General features: G+C 39.3%; 12 protein-coding genes. 10 read left to right on the forward strand and 2 right to left on the reverse strand.

Going from position 1 to position 15,822, the window contains the following annotated elements:
- The first annotated feature begins 232 nt into the window (after nt 1–232).
- Together GJU39_RS01210 and GJU39_RS01215 are read left to right on the forward strand one after the other, a co-directional pair.
- On the forward strand, nt 233–1,471 hold the full coding sequence (locus GJU39_RS01210; protein ID WP_154278869.1) for a DUF3370 family protein: 1,239 nt from the start codon (nt 233–235) through the stop codon (nt 1,469–1,471).
- A complete protein-coding gene (locus GJU39_RS01215) occupies nt 1,458–3,683 on the forward strand; it encodes a GH92 family glycosyl hydrolase (protein WP_245227644.1) in 2,226 nt (741 codons plus the stop codon). The genes GJU39_RS01210 and GJU39_RS01215 overlap by 14 nt, the downstream gene beginning before the upstream one ends.
- Before the next feature lie 42 nt (nt 3,684–3,725).
- Here the strand turns inward: GJU39_RS01215 and GJU39_RS01220 are convergent, their stop codons facing one another.
- Entirely contained in the window at nt 3,726–4,940 is a 1,215-nt protein-coding gene (locus GJU39_RS01220) for an ROK family transcriptional regulator (RefSeq protein WP_154278870.1), read from the reverse strand.
- Between the two features lie 192 nt (nt 4,941–5,132).
- Between GJU39_RS01220 and GJU39_RS01225 the strand changes: the two genes are divergently transcribed.
- The 8 genes from GJU39_RS01225 to GJU39_RS01260 all read left to right on the forward strand — a co-directional run bounded on the left by GJU39_RS01225 (nt 5,133) and on the right by GJU39_RS01260 (nt 15,119).
- Complete coding sequence (locus GJU39_RS01225; RefSeq protein WP_154278871.1) at nt 5,133–6,995, forward strand: FAD-dependent oxidoreductase; 1,863 nt, start codon at nt 5,133–5,135, stop codon at nt 6,993–6,995.
- A gap of 4 nt (nt 6,996–6,999) precedes the next feature.
- A complete protein-coding gene (locus tag GJU39_RS01230; protein ID WP_245227645.1) occupies nt 7,000–8,304 on the forward strand; it encodes an MFS transporter in 1,305 nt (434 codons plus the stop codon).
- A 1-nt stretch (nt 8,305) separates the two neighbouring features.
- The gene (locus tag GJU39_RS01235; RefSeq protein ID WP_154278872.1) at nt 8,306–8,983 is read left to right on the forward strand and encodes a GDSL-type esterase/lipase family protein; all 678 of its coding nucleotides are present in this window, start codon (nt 8,306–8,308) and stop codon (nt 8,981–8,983) included.
- A gap of 31 nt (nt 8,984–9,014) precedes the next feature.
- Nucleotides 9,015–9,950 carry a DUF4434 domain-containing protein gene (locus GJU39_RS01240; RefSeq protein ID WP_154278873.1) on the forward strand — a complete coding sequence of 312 codons (936 nt, stop codon included), beginning with the start codon at nt 9,015–9,017 and terminating at the stop codon, nt 9,948–9,950.
- A 1-nt stretch (nt 9,951) separates the two neighbouring features.
- Complete coding sequence (locus GJU39_RS01245) at nt 9,952–11,130, forward strand: AGE family epimerase/isomerase (protein WP_154278874.1); 1,179 nt, start codon at nt 9,952–9,954, stop codon at nt 11,128–11,130.
- Nucleotides 11,131–11,132: 2 nt separating this feature from the next.
- Nucleotides 11,133–12,221, forward strand: a complete 1,089-nt coding sequence (locus GJU39_RS01250; protein ID WP_154278875.1) for a glycoside hydrolase family 10 protein — start codon at nt 11,133–11,135, stop codon at nt 12,219–12,221.
- Nucleotides 12,222–12,287: 66 nt separating this feature from the next.
- A complete protein-coding gene (locus GJU39_RS01255) occupies nt 12,288–13,151 on the forward strand; it encodes an ROK family protein (protein ID WP_154278876.1) in 864 nt (287 codons plus the stop codon).
- A gap of 135 nt (nt 13,152–13,286) precedes the next feature.
- On the forward strand, nt 13,287–15,119 hold the full coding sequence (locus GJU39_RS01260; protein WP_154278877.1) for an outer membrane protein assembly factor BamB family protein: 1,833 nt from the start codon (nt 13,287–13,289) through the stop codon (nt 15,117–15,119).
- Nucleotides 15,120–15,575: 456 nt separating this feature from the next.
- On the opposite strand, the gene GJU39_RS01265 is transcribed toward GJU39_RS01260, so the two are convergent.
- Nucleotides 15,576–15,800, reverse strand: coding sequence for a hypothetical protein (locus tag GJU39_RS01265; RefSeq protein WP_154278878.1), 225 nt, complete (start codon nt 15,798–15,800; stop codon nt 15,576–15,578).
- Nucleotides 15,801–15,822 lie beyond the last annotated feature (22 nt).

Consider the following 15,822-nt stretch of genomic DNA (forward strand, 5'->3'; position numbering starts at 1 on the left):
GTAATAAATTATTTTAATAATAAAAAAGTATTTAATAAAAAATATTATTAAATATTTTAGATTTATTCAAATTATATATTGAGTTTACAAGGTAGTTATTTGAATTTAACTTGCTTTTAATGTGTTTTTTATTGTTTTTGGCTTGGTTGTGTCAAAAATATAAAACTTTAAAGTTTACAAGGTAATTATTAAAAATTATTAATAACTTAGTTTTAAATTCAAAAACTTCAATATGAAATCAAAATTTTTACCCCTGATGCTTGTATGTCTTGCGGCATTCGCTTCCTGTAAAAAGAAAATCGACACTTCTAAAAATCTTGTTCAGGGAAAATACCGGACCAGTTTAATCGATCCGACAAATTGGACACTTGGGCCACTTTCGGTCAGTACTGATCCGGCATTGCAAGTATTGCCAAATGCAGAGCTTCAGCCACTCAATGTGGTTCTTAGCGGAAATAAGATCTTTAAATGTAACAATCCGGAAATTTTTACTGGAAATGGGTGGCTCATGCAGAGTTCAAGAACAGATGCAACGAGAGGTGGAAATGTTTATCCGCTTAGTGGTAATGCTGCTGCGTACATGTTTCATATTAACCAAAGCGGATCGGTAAAGTATTATCATTTAATGGTTTCAAATCCGGGCACTGCGCCAATTACCTTAACCAGTAAAGGTTCGTATTATAATAATAGCGAAAAACCGCTTACGGGGGTAGGTACAGGGCCAAGTTACTTTGTGGCAAAAGATTGGTTAGACAATACTTTGCGCCAGGTTCAAACAGCTCCTGTAACCATTAATCCGTCTCAAGTGGTGGAGGTCTTTAAGGTTCAGGCGAATATAAGTAATATGATCGATGCACGTTTCGAGCTAAACACCTCGGCCAATGCCTATTATTATACTGTTGTGACTTCAACCGGTGATTTAAGCGATGCGATTAATGCGACGCAGGGTTTGCCTGCTGCAGGAACTTATCTCGCAGAGTCTGCTAATGCATATGGCAGAGAGGCAGGGGTTTATCAATATTCTGAGGTTAAGGCTGAAAACGACGTTTACATCCCGAATCAGCCGGCGCACATTGGTTATGCACTTAATACAACGAACAAATTTGCGCCCACAATCGAAAACCAGACTGCTGTAAAGTTGATGAATTTAACGGGTTCTTCATCAAGTTCGTATGGCAATTATGGGCATAAATATTCTGTCAAATTTCATTTGTTTAATAACAATTCATCTGTGAAAACCGTGAAATTTTACTTTGCCTCTAATTCTGTAAATGCTGCACAAAGCAATGCGACATGGAATGGCCAGGTTAAATTGAACGGAGCTGCTTTTGATGTTTACACCCAATTGAACAATCCAAGAAAGCAACTCGCTACATGGACAATTCCGACAGGAACTTTTGATGCAACGCTTGAGTTTTATGTGCCAGGATTGATTACGTCTAATCAACAAATTATATTTGAAACAAATTAAAATGATTCGTTACCTTTTTACAATTTATTTCGCGCTATTTTTTTTTCAAGGTTTGTATGCGCAAAAACTAACAGATTTTGTTGATCCTTTTATTGGTACCGGTGGACACGGGCATACCTATCCCGGTGCTGTAGTTCCCTTTGGAATGGTTCAGTTGAGTCCGGATAATGGCCGCTCTGGCTGGGATTGGAGCAGTGGTTACCATTATAGCGATTCTACAATTACAGGGTTTAGTCACACCCATTTAAATGGTACGGGCATCGGTGACTGGTGCGATATTTCTGTAATGCCATTTGTAAATTCCGATGCCAAAGTGAAAGCAACGTTTAAGCATCAGGATGAAATTGCCAAACCTGGATATTATGCCGTTAAATTGAATAGCGGGATACTTGCCGCTTTTACTGTAACGGAGCGGTGCGGGTTTCATGCTTACGATTTTCCTGTTGGATCTGATCCCATGATCCAGTTTGATCTGGGTTTTCATATTAACTGGGATAAAACAACGGGAGCCTGCGTTAGTGTTTTGAATGACAGTACATTGGTTGGTTATAGGTTCTCTACCGGCTGGGCAAAGAACCAAAAAGTTTATTTCGCTGCCAGAACATCCAAAGGTTTTAGCAAGTTTAAACTCTACTCCGGAAATAAGTTAATAAATGGAGCTATGGTATTGGATACTGCTGCCAGGGTGCAGCTCTTTTTTGCTGGCGCTTCCGGGGGGAGGGTAATGCTTAAAGTTGCGCTGTCGAGTGTAAGTTCGGAAAAAGCACTCGCCGGGCTTTCTGAGATTGGGGGTTGGGACTTTGAGAAAACCAAAAATATTGCCTCAGAAAAATGGGAAAAGGAGCTTCAGAAAATCAAAATCAAAACCGCAGATGTGGCTTTGAAGAAAACGTTTTATACAGCCCTTTATCATACGTGCCTGTCTCCTGGTTTATATTCAGATGGTGATGGTGATTATCAGAATTCGCGCTCAGAGCAGCACCGAATGGCTAACGGTTCGCAGCGCTATACGGTTTATTCGTTATGGGATACGTTCAGGGCTTTAAATCCGCTTTTCACTTTAACCCAACCAAAAAGATACCCTGATATTGTGAAAAGTATGATGGCTTTCTATCGTGAAAATGGTTTGTTGCCTGTTTGGGATTTGAGTACATGGGAGGCCAATACAATGACGGGTTATCATGCAGTGCCGGTTTTGGCCGATGCGGTTTTGAAAGGTATTAAGGGAGTTGATATTGAAGAAGCATACCGGGCGATGAAAGCAAGCGCAATGCAGCAAACAAGGAATGTTCCTGATTATATAAGGTATGGTTATTTGTCGCAAGATAAAGGTGGCTGGAGTGTTACGGTAACATTAGAGTATGCATTTGATGATTTCTGCATTGCTCAGGTGGCTAATAAACTTGGGTTGAAGAGTGATTATAAGCTTTTTATGCAGCGGGCTGTGGCTTATACCAGGCTTTTTGATCCGGTGACAGGTTTTGTAAGGGCAAAAAATTCTGACGGACAGTTTACTATGCCTTTTGATCCGTATTTTTCGGAGCACGAAGAAAAGGCAGAATATATTGAAGGTAATGCCTGGCAACATTCTTTTTTTGTGCCACAAGATCCGCGGGGCCTTGCTAAGCTGCACGGAGGCAATGATAAGTTTATAAAAAAGCTGGATTCCTTATTCTCTGTAAGTTCTGAAGTTAAAGGCCGCAATGCCTCAGGTGATATAAGTGGAATGATTGGGCAGTATGCTCATGGTAACGAGCCTAGTCATCACATTTCCTATCTTTATAGTTATGTGGGGGCGGCATGGAAAACGCAGGAAAAGGTAAGGATGATTGCTGACTCAATGTATCACGACAGGCCAGATGGTTACGCTGGAAATGAAGATTGTGGTCAAATGAGTGCATGGTTTGTATGGAATGCCATTGGCTTTTACCCGGCAAATCCCGTAATTGGGCAGTATGTTTTCGGCTCGCCGCTTGTTGATCGGGCAGAGATGGCATTGCCTAACGGGAAATCGTTAACTATTTTGGTTAACAACAATTCGAAAGCGAATAAATACATTCAAAAAATAGTGTTGAATGGAAAAGATCTTCCTAAGGTATTTATTACGCATTCGCAGATTCTGGGCGGTGGGAAGCTTATTTTTTACATGGGCAGCAAGCCTAACAAAACACGTGCGATCAGGCCGGAAGATTGGCCCTATTCTATAAATTAAATTTTAAAGCCAGCATTCGTTTGATTGCTGGCTTTAAAATTTCTAGCTAGTTGACAGGAGTCTGTTTCTGACAAGGAGGCATGCTCCGATAACGCCAGCCTTTTTGCCAAGCTGCGACATTCTGATCTGGGTATCGTTGTTTACAAGGCTTAAAGAGTATTTATTAAGGGCGCTTTTTATAGGTAGGCGGATGTGTTCTCCGGTTTCTGCCAGGCTACCGCCCAATATTACCAGTTCGGGGTTGAAGATGTTGATTAATACCGCGATCCCCCTGCCTAATTTTTCTCCCATCGAGGCAATTTCTTCTATCGCCAGTACATCATCGTTTACTGCTGCATTGATAATGTGTTCAAAATTGATCTTCTCTACCTCCATGCCCGAAAGAATCGATGAGGATCCTGAAGCAAGTTTTTCCTTGAAAATACGGGTAAGGGCTAGTCCTGAGACTTCGGTTTCGAGGCAACCTTTTTTTCCGCAACGACACATAATTTCATTGTTAAAGCTTGGTATGTGTCCAAACTCCCCTGCAAACCCGGATTTTCCGTAATATAACTGCCCGTTAATCACTATTCCTGCGCCAAGACCATAATCCATATTGATGAACAGGATGTCTTTTTCTTCGTGAACAGCTCCGGTGGAATATTCGCCATACGCCATAGCTCTCGAGTCATTCTCTAAAAAAACGCGCATTCCCAGGTTGCGCTCTAGTTTTTTGCTCAGTGGTTCCTCGTCAAAATTGAAAAAGCTGTAACTGTACCCGGTAGTGTAATTAATGCGGCCCGAAAGATTAAGTCCCATGCCCAGAATTTTATCTTTCTGTATGCGGCTATCTTTTATGTAATTATTAATGATGCTGTAGAGTTCTGTGAGCGATTCGTTGCTGTTTTGTAGGTTGAAGGGTTTCTCTACAGATAGGTGTACAATGTTTTTCTCCAGATTGGTAATGCCCATGTTCAAGTGGTTCTGCTTAACATCTACACCAAGAAAAAATCCAGAGCCAAGTACCAGTCCGTAAAGATTTGGTTTCCTTCCCGCTCTCGATTCGATTTTACCAAAATCCTGTACTAGCCCATCGTTTATAAGCTCGTTTAGTACTGTGTTAATTTTTGGCGCACTAAGGCCTACAGCGGCACATATTTCTGCTATTGTACAATGGCCGTTTTTTACGAAAAATGAGATGATTGATTTTTTTAGTGTGATGTTTTTATATGCTACACCTGAAAGGTTCTCTTCGTTTATCTCTTCAAAAAATGTCATGGTTATTGAAATGTTTCACGTCGGAATTTAATTCTTTTGATTTCAATTTTTAAAAATAATAAAAATGATTGGCTTATTTCAGATTGCTAGATTATATTTTTAATTTTTTTAAAAACTAAAAAGTAATTATTAATTTTTTTTAAAAAAATTATATATTTGAAAACTTAAACTTCTTCTCAATTATAACCTATTATGGAGTTAAATTTTCCAAAAACGATATTACTCTTAGCCTTGCTGTGTAGTGCAGTGCTTGTTAATGCTCAGAAAAAGATAGAAACAGATCTGCTTATTATAGGTGGCGGTGCCAGTGGAACCATGGCCGCTATACAGGCTTCGAGAATGGGTATTAATACTTTGATCGTGGAAGAAACAGAATGGCTTGGAGGTATGCTCACCTCGGGTGGGGTTTCGGCTATTGATGGTAACCATAATTTACCTTCGGGGCTTTGGGGCGAATTTAGGGACAGGTTATATCAACATTATGGCGGACCAAAAAAAATAGAAACCGGTTGGGTAAGCAATACATTGTTCGAACCCTCGGTGGGCCAAATGATATTAAGGAATATGGCGAAAAATCCGAAGCTACATGTTTACTACCACACAAGTTGGCAAAAAATAAACCGTAATGGCGACAGCTGGACGACCGAGGTGTTGAGAGAAGGCAAAAAAATACAAATTCATTCGAAGTTGATTATTGATGCTACGGAGCTCGGAGATGTTATGGCTTTTCTAAAAGTTCCTTACTCGCTGGGGATGGATAGCCGTAAGGAAACGGGTGAAGTTTTTGCTCCTGAAGTGGCAAACGATATTGTTCAGGATTTGACATACGTAGTTACGTTAAAGGATTACGGTAAGGATGCAGATAAAACAATTGCAAAGCCATTGGCGTATAATGCTAAATTGTTTGAATGTGCGTGCGATGTTTCGGATCCATCTTCCAATGCAATAAAAGTACAGAATGATTGTGCGAAAATGCTTGCGTATGGTAAACTTCCAAATGGCAAGTTTATGATCAACTGGCCAAAATGCGGCAACGACATTTACCTGAATATTGTAGAGATGAGCAAAGAAAACAGGGAACTAGCTTTGAAAGCAGCGAAACTGCGCAGCCTTCAGTTTGTATACTACATCCAAACCGTTTTGGGGTATAAAAACCTTGGCCTCGCAGATGATGAATACCCGACTAAAGACAAGCTGCCAATGATTCCTTATTACCGCGAATCCAGACGGCTAAAGGGGATGGCGAATTTTACGGCTAACGATTTAATGAATCCCTATTCGCAGAATACGGCACTTTACCGAACAGGCATCGCTGTTGGCGATTATCCCATCGATCATCATCACCTTAAAAACCCAGATGCACCCAAAATTGATTTTATCAAAATAAAAGTGCCTTCGTATTCTATTCCACTCGGAAGCCTGATTCCAAGGGAAACGAAAGGTTTGATTGCTGCTGAAAAAAACATCAGCGTAACCAATATTGTTGGAGGTACTACCCGGTTGCAGCCGGTTGTTTTATTGGTGGGGCAGGCTGCAGGTGCACTCGCAGCTACAGCAATTATAAACAGTCAGGAGCCAAAAGATGTTGATATAAGAAAAGTTCAGCAAGCCCTGTTAAACAGTAAGGCTTATTTGATGCCTTATCAAGATGTGAAACCTGATGACCGTGATTTTGAGCCTATTCAACGAATTGGTGCAATGGGGATAATAAAAGGAGAAGGTGTGCCATATAAATGGGCCAATCAGACTTGGTTTTATCCCGATTCTGCAATAAAAGAATCTTTTCTCATAGCTGGAATAGCTTCATGTTATCCAGATGCGGCTAAACTCACAGGCAAAGATGAATATGTTAATGCGCGATCTTGTTTCAAATTACTTTCTGCAGTAAATCCAGCGATCAGCAAAACAACCTTTGATCAATTTTTAACAAACGAAAAAATCGATTTCGCTAAACCACTTAAAAGGCATGAAATTGCCCGGATTATAGATCATTTTCTTAATCCCTTTAGCCTTAAAATAAATTTTAACGGCATTTACCAAAGCTCAAAATTATAGCCAATTGAAAGTTAAAAATATTACGAATAACACTAAGCAGTCGAACTTAAGTCCTGTTTATTGGATACCAACAACTTGGTTTGCCATGGGATTGCCCTTTGTCGCCTTATCGGGTGCAAGTTCCATCATGTATAAAAATATGGGTGTGTCAGATACGAAGATCGCTTTCTGGACATCACTTATTATGTTGCCGTGGACAATAAAGCCCTTGTGGGGGCCATTTCTAGAGCTGTATCGCAGCAAGAAATTCTTTGTTTATTTTACCCAGCTTCTAACTGGATTGCTTTTTGGACTTTTGGCATTGACCCTGCAAATGGATCATTTTTTTAGTTTTTCAATAGCGATCCTCACCGTTATTGCGCTGTCTGGTTCTACACACGATACCGCGGCAGATGGTATTTACCTTGACGAACTAAACGCAAAACAACAGGCTAAGTTTGTGGGCTGGCAAGGTGCTTTTTACAATATCGCAAAAGTTTTGTCGGGCGGTGTTTTGGTTTATCTGGCTGGAGAACTCGAAAAGAAGATAGGCATTCCAAATGCATGGATGGTGGTCATGTTTATTTATGGCATCATCATGGTACTTCTAGGCCTTTACAATATGAGGGCCATTCCCTCGGGAAAAGAATCTGAAAACATTCACAGCTTAAAAGATGGCTTTAAAACGCTGAAAGATGTAGTTATAACTTTTTTTCAAAAAAAGAATATTTGGTTCAGTTTGTGTTTTATCGTTTTTTATCGTTTTGCCGAAGGCCAGGCAATTAAAATCACGCCTCTTTTTTTCAAGGCCTCCCGGGCATTGGGAGGGTTAGGGCTCAGCACTTCAGAAATTGGGCTGCTTTATGGTGTTTTCGGATCAATTGCTTTCGTGCTCGGCTCTTTAATAGCAGGCTATTTTGTTTCCAATAAGGGCTTAAACAAGAAAACACTGCTCATTCTCTGCGCTTTTTTCAATTTGCCTTTTGCGGCATACGCATTTCTTGCTATTACTATGCCAACCAACCTGTACATTATAGCATCTGCAGTAGCAATAGAGTATTTTGGATATGGATTTGGCTTTGTGGGCCTGATTTTATTTATTATGCAAAATATTGCTCCTGGAAAATATAAAATGGCGCATTATGCATTTGCAAGTGGCTTGGTAAATCTTGGGTTTTTGCTTCCTTCAATGATCAGTGGTTTGCTAAGTGATTATTTAGGTTACAAAACATTTTTTATCTGGGTTTTAATCGCAACCATACCCGCGTTTATCGTTACATGGCTGGTTCCGCTAAAACCTATCGAAGAAGAGGAAAAAACAATTGGTTAAGATGATAAATAGAATAAAACTCACCGTAATTTTCATCCTTGGTTTTATCAAGGTGGTTTCCGCGCAGAAACCGGCAGATTCTGCTTTTCTAACCCCGCATTACAAAAAACAAATTGAGTCTTTTCGCAAAATTCCGGTTAGCGAAAACCAGGTAATTTTTATCGGTAACAGTATTACTGAAGTTGGCGAATGGAAAAAACTAATTCCCGACAAAAACATACTCAACCTGGGGATTAGCGGAGACGTTACTTTAGGTGTTATTAATCGCCTGCATGAAGAGATTCTTTCAAAGCCGAAAGCCATTTTTGTAATGATTGGAATAAACGATTTAAAAATAGGGGTGCCCATCTCTGAAATTACAGCGCGACAGAAAGCGATTATCAACATAATAACAACAGAGTCGCCTAAAACTAAAATTTTCATGCAAAGTACACTGCCCGTAAATGAAAAAATGCTGGCCGAAATCTATAAGCGTTTAAACAACCACGACATTTCAAAAATGAATAGTGCTTTGCAAAAGCTCTGTAAAAAACTTCAGGTTAGTTACATTGATCTCTGGCCGGTAATGATCAATAAAGAAGGACAATTGCAACAAAAACTTAGTACTGACGGATTACATTTAAAGCCGAATGCATATCTGAAATGGGTAAAGTACTTAAATGATCAAAACTACCTGTAAACCTGTTAAATAGGAAATAAAAATAAAACAGATGAAAATAACCGGAACTTTTATCGACGAAATATCGCATGATATTCCTCATCAAAACTGGGGAGCTAAAGAGTGGGAACAGGATTTTATGCACATGAAATCAGTAGGTATTGATACCGTTATTCTGATCCGTAGCGGTTACCGCAAGTTCATAAGCTATCCGTCGGCTTATTTGCAAAACAAATTTGGCTGTTATCAGCCCCCTGTCGACCTGGTGTCGCTTTTTCTTGAGATTTCCGACCGTTTAAATATGAATTTTTATTTCGGATTATACGATAGTGGCCACTACTGGGATACCGGAAATATGCAAAACGAAATCGATTCCAATCGGTATGTAATAGATGAGGTATGGGCTAATTACGGGCATCATAAAAGCTTTAAAGGCTGGTACCTGAGTATGGAAATAAGCCGAAAAACTAAAGGGGCAACCGACGCTTTTAATACGCTTGGGCTTCAATGTAAAGGTGTAAGCAATGGATTGCCAACCTTAATTTCTCCTTGGATTGATGGAAAGAAAGCGGTGATGGCGGCATCCTCAAGCTTGAGTAAAGCTGATGCAGTTTCGTTGGAAACCCATGAAAAAGAATGGTCAGAAATATTTTCCGGACTCAGAGGTTCGGTAGATGCTGTCGCTTTTCAAGACGGACATATTGACTATCACGAGTTGGGCGACTTCTTTGCTATCAATAAAAAAATGGCAGATAACTTTGGTTTATCCTGCTGGACCAATGCAGAAAGTTTCGACAGAGATATGCCAATCAAGTTTTTACCTATAAAATTTGAAAAACTCCGTTTAAAACTTGAGGCGGCGAGAGCAGCCGGCTACGATAAAGCCATCACTTTCGAATTTTCACATTTTATGAGTCCTCAGTCATCTTACCTGCAGGCAGGACATTTATATAACCGCTACCGCGAATACATCAACACATTACTTTAACATGAACATCTATCACGACATCTACAAAAAAGAATTACTAAACAATATACTGCCGTTTTGGGAAAAGCATTCTATCGATAAAACTCATGGCGGCTATTTCACTTGCTTAGACCGCGAAGGCAAAGTTTATGATACAGATAAGTTTGCCTGGCTACAGGGCCGGCAGATATGGACTTTTGCAACCATGTACCATCAGGTTGAGCAAAATCAGCAATGGCTTGATATTGCAAAGCACGGTGCAGACTTTATGATGAAATATGGAAGAGACGCAGCCGGTGACTGGTATTTTTCTTTAAACAGGCAGGGCCAGCCACTCATTCAGCCTTACAATATTTTTTCTGATTGTTTTGCTGCAATGGGATTTGGGGCTTTATATAAAATAGATGCACAAGAACAATACGCTGAGATTGCCACAAAAACATTTCAGAATATTCTAAAAAAAAGCAATGATCCAAAGGGTATCTACACCAAGGCTTTTCCTGGAACACGGCCGCTTAAGAATTTTGCTTTGCCGATGATCCTTTGTAACCTGTCGCTCGAACTTGAACACCTGTTAGATAAAGGTGTGGTTGATGAGCTTATTGAAAAGGTGGTGTATGAAGTAATGGATGTTTTTTATCAGAAAGAAAGTGGCCTGATACTGGAGAATGTAGCACTCAATGGCGATTTTGTTGACTGTTTTGAAGGGAGAAGTATTAACCCCGGACATACAATTGAAGCGATGTGGTTTATTATGGATCTTGGAAAACGGCTTAAGAACGAAAAACTGATCAACCGTGCCTTAGAAATTGCTTTGAATACACTTAATGCCGGATGGGATAAAGAAAATGGAGGGATTTTTTATTTTCTTGACGTAGACGGAAGACCTATGCAACAATTAGAGTGGGACCAGAAACTTTGGTGGGTGCATATCGAGACTTTGGTGTGCCTGGCCAAAGGCTATGAATTAACTGGAAGTGAGGCCTGTAGAAAATGGTTTGAAATCGTTCACGAATATATATGGAGTCACTTTAGGGATGAGCAATATGGCGAGTGGTTCGGTTATCTGAATCGGGAAGGTAAGGTACTTATTCCTGCAAAGGGTGGTAAATGGAAAGGGTGCTTTCACATTCCAAGAGGTCTCCTCCAGGTTTGGAAAACGCTGGAGAAAATAGAGGAACACAAACTTAAAACCTTTTAAATATGAAACGAGTAATTTTTTTTATTTTGCTGATGTGCGCTATATTGAAAGTAAATGCGCAAGCACCAATAAAAGGTGTTTGGCTAACGAATGTAGCCAGTAAAGTTTTAGATTCCAGAAGCAACATTGTAGAGGCCGTAGAGCTTTGTAAGAAGAGTGGCATTAATACAATATTTCTGGTAACATGGAATAGGGGCAATACGCTATATCCAAGCAAGGTGATGAAAAAGAAATTTGGAGTCGAAATTGATAGCAGATTCAAAGGCCGTGATCCTTTGCAGGAAATGATTGAGGAGGCCCATAAAAGGAATATAAAAGTACACGCCTGGTTCGAGTTCGGTTTTTCCTCATCATTTAAAGATAACGGCGGCAACATCATTGCAAAACATCCCGAATGGGCTGCATTAAACGCCGAAGGGAAATTGGTAAGCAAAAACAATTTCGAGTGGATGAATGCGTTTCTGCCAGAAGTGCAGCATTTCATGAACAAGCTAATTTTGGAAGTCGTAAAAAAATACGATGTTGATGGTATTCAAGGCGATGATCGTCTTCCGGCACAGCCCTCAACAGCGGGGTACGACAAATATACGGTAGGAGCATACAAAAAAGAGCACGGGGGTAAAGCGCCTCCAACGAATTATAAAGATACAGAATGGCTAAGCTGGAGAGCTAACCGGTTAAATCTTTATTTAAAGGATCTTTACCACATGGTTAAAAAGGAAAAGCCAAATATGCTGGTGACAATGGCTCCAAGCATTTTTCCATGGAGTAAGGAGGAATATCTTCAGGACTGGCCAACATGGTTAAAAGAAGGTTATGTAGATTATGTTTTTCCGCAGATTTACCGTTACGATATTCAAAAATATAAGGCAACACTCGAAGCCAGCTTAAAATATGTACCCGAGGGGAAAAAATCTTGTTTCTATCCCGGATTGCTTCTTAAGGTAGATAACTATACTCCAGAACGCAGGTTTTTGGAGGAAATGGTCAAAGCCAACCGGGAAAATGGAATAAAGGGCGAGGTTTTTTTCTTTTACGAGGGACTAAAACTTCATCCGGAATATTTCAAAACCTATGGCACAAAAAATTAAATATCGAAAGATTTCCAACCATAGCATACACAAAAAAAGCATCTCAATTTATATTTACACAAGCACATGAATATTGTTATCGGAGCCGACATTGGGGGTTCGCATATTAGCGCAGGTCTTATAGATCTTTCTGGCAGATGCCTTTTGAACAATAGTTTTTTAAAAAGAAAAGTAGATGCCACTGCCAGTAAGCAGGAGATCATATCATCTTGGGCATCAGTAATTCTCGAGCTTGTGGATGCTGCCCCTGAAAAAATAACGCATATTGGTCTTGCGCTTCCAGGTCCGATGGATTATGAAAATGGAATTATCCTGATTAAGGATCAAAAAAAGTTCAGATCCCTGTACCGGGTAAATGTAAAGGATGAACTGAGAGGCGCAATGAATAAGTTTGGGCTTACTATTCATATCGAAAATGATGCCTTGTGTTTTTTAAAAGGTGAATTGTTTCATAAATTAATTGAACAGGATCAAAATGCCCTCGGCCTAACCTTGGGAACCGGCCTGGGCAGTACTACCTGTATAAATGGGGAATTTACAGATGCAAACCTCTGGTGCCAGCCATTTCGCAGTGGAATTATGGAAGATTATCTATCAACGCAATGGTTTATTACTAAATACCATACGATGACTGGGAAATACATTAGAGGTGTTAAGGAACTTCTGGAACAAGATCAGGATGCCGGGCTGGTTGCTTCTATTTTCGAAGAGTTTGGAGACAATCTTTGTAACGTGATTTCTTTAATGTGTGGCAGGAACAAATTTGATCATATTTTTCTGGGGGGTAATATTTCCAATGCTTTCTACTTGTTTAGTCATCGTTTAACTTCGCTAAAGGTTGAGGTCCATAGAGCTTCGTTGGGAGAAAAATCTGCAATCTTAGGCGCAGCTGCATCTTTTAATTCTTTACTTAAAAGCCAAAGTGCCTAGTATGGGTTCATTTATGCCGGAAATGAATTGTCAGAAATTTTACAATTACCAAAAAAAAATCGCTGTTATTTCAAATAAATTACAAGATTTTTCGATTAAAAAACGGTTTTACACACTTATTTTAAGTTAAATTATATGAAAATATTTATTTTTTTTCTTTTTACACTTTTCATGACATCCAATTTAAAGGCACAGAATTTTAAATATGCTTTTGTAACGGATACTCATGTCGGATCTCCTACAGGTGAGGAAGACCTTCGGAAAACAGTTGTAGATATCAACCAATTAACCGATATCGATTTTACCATTATCACTGGCGATATCACCGAAATGGGAACCAATAAAGAATTGGCCTTGGCTAAAGAAATTTTACTAAAGTTGAAAAAACCATTTTACATTATTCCAGGTAATCATGATACTGGTTGGTCAGAAACTGGGGGAGTAGGATTTATCAAGGAATTTGGAAACGACAAGTTTGTATTCGATCACAATGGCTTTCGTTTTATTGCCTGCGCATCCGGTCCTTATGTTAGAATGAGCGATGGTCATATACCAAGAGATGCCACAATTTGGCTTGATAGCGTGTTAAAAGCCATGCCCAAGAATATGCCAATAATATTTGCAAACCATTACCCACTCACTAATAGTTTAGATAATTGGTATGAGGCAACCGACAGATTGCGAGAGTACAATATACAATATGCTATTTGCGGCCACGGCCATACAGATAAATCTTACAATTTTGAAGGAATTGAATCAACAATGGGGCGCTCGAACCTGAGAGCAAAAGATAGCATTGGCGGATACAACATTGTAAGCATGATGAACGACAGTGTTTTTTTTCAAAACAAAAGGCCTGCGCAGGCGGTAATGGCGGCATGGAGAAAAATAAAACTTAAGACATTTCAGGATGATAACAAAAAATATCCCAGGTCAGATTATTCGATAAATAAAAAATTTGCCGGGATTAAGCAGTTATGGACTTATCACTCTAACGCAAATGTAGTAAACACACCTGCTTTTTCTTTAGATCATGTTATTTTTGGTAATAGTTTAGGTTTAATAGAGGCGTTAAACAAAAAAACAGGTAAAAAAATATGGACATTCAGTACTAAAGGCGCCATTTATTCTTCACCCGTTATATCAAATAACATTGTAATGCTAGGCTCTGGTGATGGAACGATTTATGCATTAAATGAAAAAACAGGTAAACTGGTTTGGAAAAAGGAAACTGCTAATGCTGTTTTGGGTTCCCCGGTTATCGATGGTAAGAATGTTTATATCGGTGGTAGCGATAACACTTTTAGGGCACTGGATATAAAAACGGGAAAAGAAATTTGGTCATTTAAAAAAGTTGAAGGTGCAATTGCCGGCAAACCGCTTATTTATCGTGGCAAAATATTTTTTGGCTCCTGGGGAGGGTATTTGTACGCTCTTGATATCAGTAATGGAAGTCTACTCTGGAAATGGAATAACGGCCAGGAAAACCGAATGTTTTCACCTGCTATGGTCACCCCTGTAGCATACAACGATATTGTATACATTGCAGCCCCTGATAGATTCTTGACTGCGATTGATGCTGGCACTGGCCATACGCTTTGGAGAAATAACGAAGCCACCGTTAGGGAATCAATTGGTATTTCTACAGATAGTACCGTTATTTATGGTAAAACAATGCAGGATGAAATAGTTGCATACAAAACCCAATCTCAAAATCCGGGTATACTTTGGAGATATAATGCTGGTTTTGGCTACGAGCATGTACCATCCATGTTAATTGAAAAGGATGGAAATGTATTCTTTGGTACAAGAAACGGGGTAGTTTATGCGATCGATCCAAAAAAACAATCAACTACCTGGGCACACAAGATAGACGATTCCATGATCAATACGGTAAATGTTGTAGACGGGAAAAATCTAATTGTTAGTACTATGGATGGGAAAGTAGTATGGCTGAAAGCGGAATAGTGTTAGAGCGCATCGTTAACCACAGCAATTATTTAAACCATAATTAGGTAATCAATTTAAAACTGTTCCCATTTTTGGGGAAGGTTCAATTTAAACTAATGCAGCTGCTAAAGCGCAATTAACGTTGCGAATCTGATTTTCTCGTCTCTTGAGACATTTAAGGCCATTTTAATATAACCAGACTGCCCGAATGATAATTGTCTGCTTAAACTTTTTACAGAGTATCACCAAGATTACTTCAAGCAAGCAAATGAATATCCCAAAAAGCACCGGTAAAATTTATTACTAAAGTGACAGTGCTTATCTAATAGTAGGGTTTGCACTGTCAGTATTTTGCATTATTTTGGAAGCTTCGGTGGGTTTATCTTATTTACACGTGTACTTATCGATTTTAAAAACGCTTCCAAAGCATTCTGTTCCGTTAATGTAAGATCTAACTTGCGCAACATCGCCGATTTAGGTGTTTTTAAAGAATCTGGAACCTTTCAAGGCACGTTGTTGGGTAATCGGATTGCCTAGATTATAAAATTCGATAACATCTTTTAGTGAGGGGAAATTTCCGTGGTGCATCCATGGCCTGGTTATATTGGTCTCTCTTAAAGAAGGCGTTCTAAATGCACCTACATCTTTCAGGTTTTTGGTTATTTTGTATAAACCAAGATCTTCAAATTTAGAACCCAATAGCGCTTGCCTGGATAAACCA

Origin of the sequence: Pedobacter petrophilus (assembly GCF_009674725.1) — a bacterium.
Taxonomy (GTDB): Bacteria; Bacteroidota; Bacteroidia; order Sphingobacteriales; family Sphingobacteriaceae; genus Pedobacter; species Pedobacter petrophilus.

What these genes read in the sequence shown, in the direction of transcription:
- GJU39_RS01210 (WP_154278869.1), top strand. Translation starts at nt 233, where the DNA reads ATGAAATCAAAATTTTTACCCCTGATGCTTGTATGTCTTGCGGCATTC.
- GJU39_RS01220 (WP_154278870.1), bottom strand. Translation starts at nt 4,940, where the DNA reads ATGACATTTTTTGAAGAGATAAACGAAGAGAACCTTTCAGGTGTAGCA.
- GJU39_RS01225 (WP_154278871.1), top strand. Translation starts at nt 5,133, where the DNA reads ATGGAGTTAAATTTTCCAAAAACGATATTACTCTTAGCCTTGCTGTGT.
- GJU39_RS01235 (WP_154278872.1), top strand. Translation starts at nt 8,306, where the DNA reads ATGATAAATAGAATAAAACTCACCGTAATTTTCATCCTTGGTTTTATC.
- GJU39_RS01240 (WP_154278873.1), top strand. Translation starts at nt 9,015, where the DNA reads ATGAAAATAACCGGAACTTTTATCGACGAAATATCGCATGATATTCCT.
- GJU39_RS01245 (WP_154278874.1), top strand. Translation starts at nt 9,952, where the DNA reads ATGAACATCTATCACGACATCTACAAAAAAGAATTACTAAACAATATA.
- GJU39_RS01250 (WP_154278875.1), top strand. Translation starts at nt 11,133, where the DNA reads ATGAAACGAGTAATTTTTTTTATTTTGCTGATGTGCGCTATATTGAAA.
- GJU39_RS01255 (WP_154278876.1), top strand. Translation starts at nt 12,288, where the DNA reads ATGAATATTGTTATCGGAGCCGACATTGGGGGTTCGCATATTAGCGCA.
- GJU39_RS01260 (WP_154278877.1), top strand. Translation starts at nt 13,287, where the DNA reads ATGAAAATATTTATTTTTTTTCTTTTTACACTTTTCATGACATCCAAT.